General features: G+C 69.4%; 2 protein-coding genes. Both read left to right on the forward strand.

The features are described 5' to 3' along the window. A partial coding sequence (locus AAY78_RS19980; protein ID WP_046746338.1) for a DinB/UmuC family translesion DNA polymerase occupies positions 1-412 on the forward strand: 412 nt, incomplete at its 5' end. 165 nt (positions 413-577) lie between these two features. Beyond that, a protein-coding gene (locus AAY78_RS00025; RefSeq protein ID WP_370428832.1) for an IS3 family transposase occupies positions 578-1,974 on the forward strand; the annotation gives its coding sequence in 2 pieces (ribosomal slippage) (positions 578-914 and positions 914-1,974; 1,398 coding nt in all). The last annotated feature ends 33 nt before the right edge of the window (positions 1,975-2,007 follow it).

Here is a 2,007-nt window from a genome sequence, read left to right on the forward strand (position 1 = left end):
CGACCGTCCGTTCTTGCGAGCCGAACTGCTGCGGCTGGCCGACCGGGTCGCGGCTCGGCTCCGGCGCGCGGAGTGGGAGACCTCGACCGTCGCCGTCAAGATCCGCTTCGACGACTTCCGCACGGTGAACCGCTCCCAGACCTTGAGCGAACCCACCGCGGTGGGGCAACGCATCGGCGAGGCCGCGCAGTCGCTGTTCGAGCTGATCGATCGGCGAGACCCCGTCCGGCTCGTCGGTGTTCGCCCAATGCTCCCAGAAGATGGGCTGCCCCTGGCTGAGGTAGCTGCGCTGCTCGGCGTCGGATCCGAGGGCTTCGCACACTGCTACGCGCACCTCTGGTCAGGGGCGCTCGAGGCAGATCTCGATCAAGCCCTCAACATCAGAACGATCGTGTGGCAAAGGAGCGTGTAGTGCGGGTTGTAGTTGGCGGGTCGCTCACGTGGCGTCAACGCAAGTTCTCGGTCTTGTTCATCGAGAAGGATTCGGCGATGCCCTGTGCGTCAGGATGGGGTGAGACACCAGCACTGCTGACCTTCGCACTGCACGGGGCGAGAACGGACCAATACTGAGATGACGATGACGGTTGCTGACGTCGGCACCGATGATGGGGCTATGGCTCCTCGTGCTGACCGGCCCAAGAGGCGGACGTTCACCGCCGAGTTCAAAGCGGCGATCCTGGCCGAGTACGACGCCGCGGACCGCTCTGGGCGTGGGGAGATCCTGCGCCGGGAGGGCCTGTACACCTCCCACATCATCGAGTGGCGCAAGGCCGCGGCCGCCGGCTCGCTGTCCGGGCTGGGCAGCAAGCCGCGGGACCGGCGCGAGCGGGAGCTGCAGGCGCTACGGGCCCGGGCGGAGAAGGCCGAGGCCGAGCTGGCCAAGACCAGGGCGGCGCTGGACCTGATGGGAAAAGCACACGCGCTCTTGGAGACGCTCTCCGAGAGCGCGGACAAGCCGCCGCGGTCGCCGCGGTGATCAACCCGGCCGTCGACGGGCTGGCCGAGCACGTCGGCACCGCGGCTGCGTGCGCGCTGCTGGGTCGCTCCCGCGCCAGTCACTACCGGGCCAAGAACCCGCCACCGCCACGTCCACGGACACCGCGGCCGGCACCGGCGAACAAGCTGTCCGCCGCCGAGCGGGCCCACGTGCTGGCCGTGTTGACCAGCCAGCGGTTCGCGGACAAGTCGGTCGCCCAGGTCTGGGCCACGCTGCTGGACGAGGGCACCTACCTGTGCTCGATGTCCACGATGCACCGGATCCTGCGCGAGCACGACATGGCCGGGGAACGGCGCCGGCAGGCGAGCCACCCGCCCCGGACCCGGCCCGAGCTCGTCGCGACGGCGCCGGGGCAGGTGTGGAGTTGGGACATCACAAAGCTCAAGGGGCCGGAGCGGGGCGTGTACTACGACCTGTACGTCGTGCTCGACATCTTCTCCAGGTTCGTCGTGGGCTGGACCATCGCGGCCCGCGAGGACGCCGAGATCGCCAAGAACCTGCTCGAGCACGCCATGGGCATCCATGGCGTGCCGGAGGCGATCCACGCCGACCGCGGGACCTCGATGACCTCCAAACCGGTCGCTCAGCTGCTCGTCGACCTCGGGGTGGCCAGGTCGCACTCCCGCCCGCACGTGTCGAACGACAACCCTTACAGCGAGGCGGCGTTCAAGACGCTGAAGTACGCCCCGGTCTTCCCCGAGCGCTTCGGGTCCCTGGCCGACGCCGGCGCGTTCGCCGAGCAGTTCTTCGCCTACTACAACCACGAGCACCGCCACTGCGGGATCGGGCTGCACACCCCCGCCAGCGTCCACTTCGGCACCGCCGGGCAGGTCCGCGCCCAGCGCCAGGCCACCCTGGACGCGGCCTACGCCGCCCGTCCCGAGCGCTTCGGCCACCGCCGACCCCAGGCGCCCAAGCTGCCCGAGGCCGCCTGGATCAACCAGCCCTCACAGGAGGCCCTCATACAGACCGCCTGACGGAATCTGTCTCACCCGCCTTGACACTTTCCG

The sequence above is a fragment of the Microbacterium sp. Ag1 genome, from assembly GCF_001005635.1.
Classification (GTDB): Bacteria; Actinomycetota; Actinomycetes; order Actinomycetales; family Microbacteriaceae; genus Microbacterium; species Microbacterium oxydans.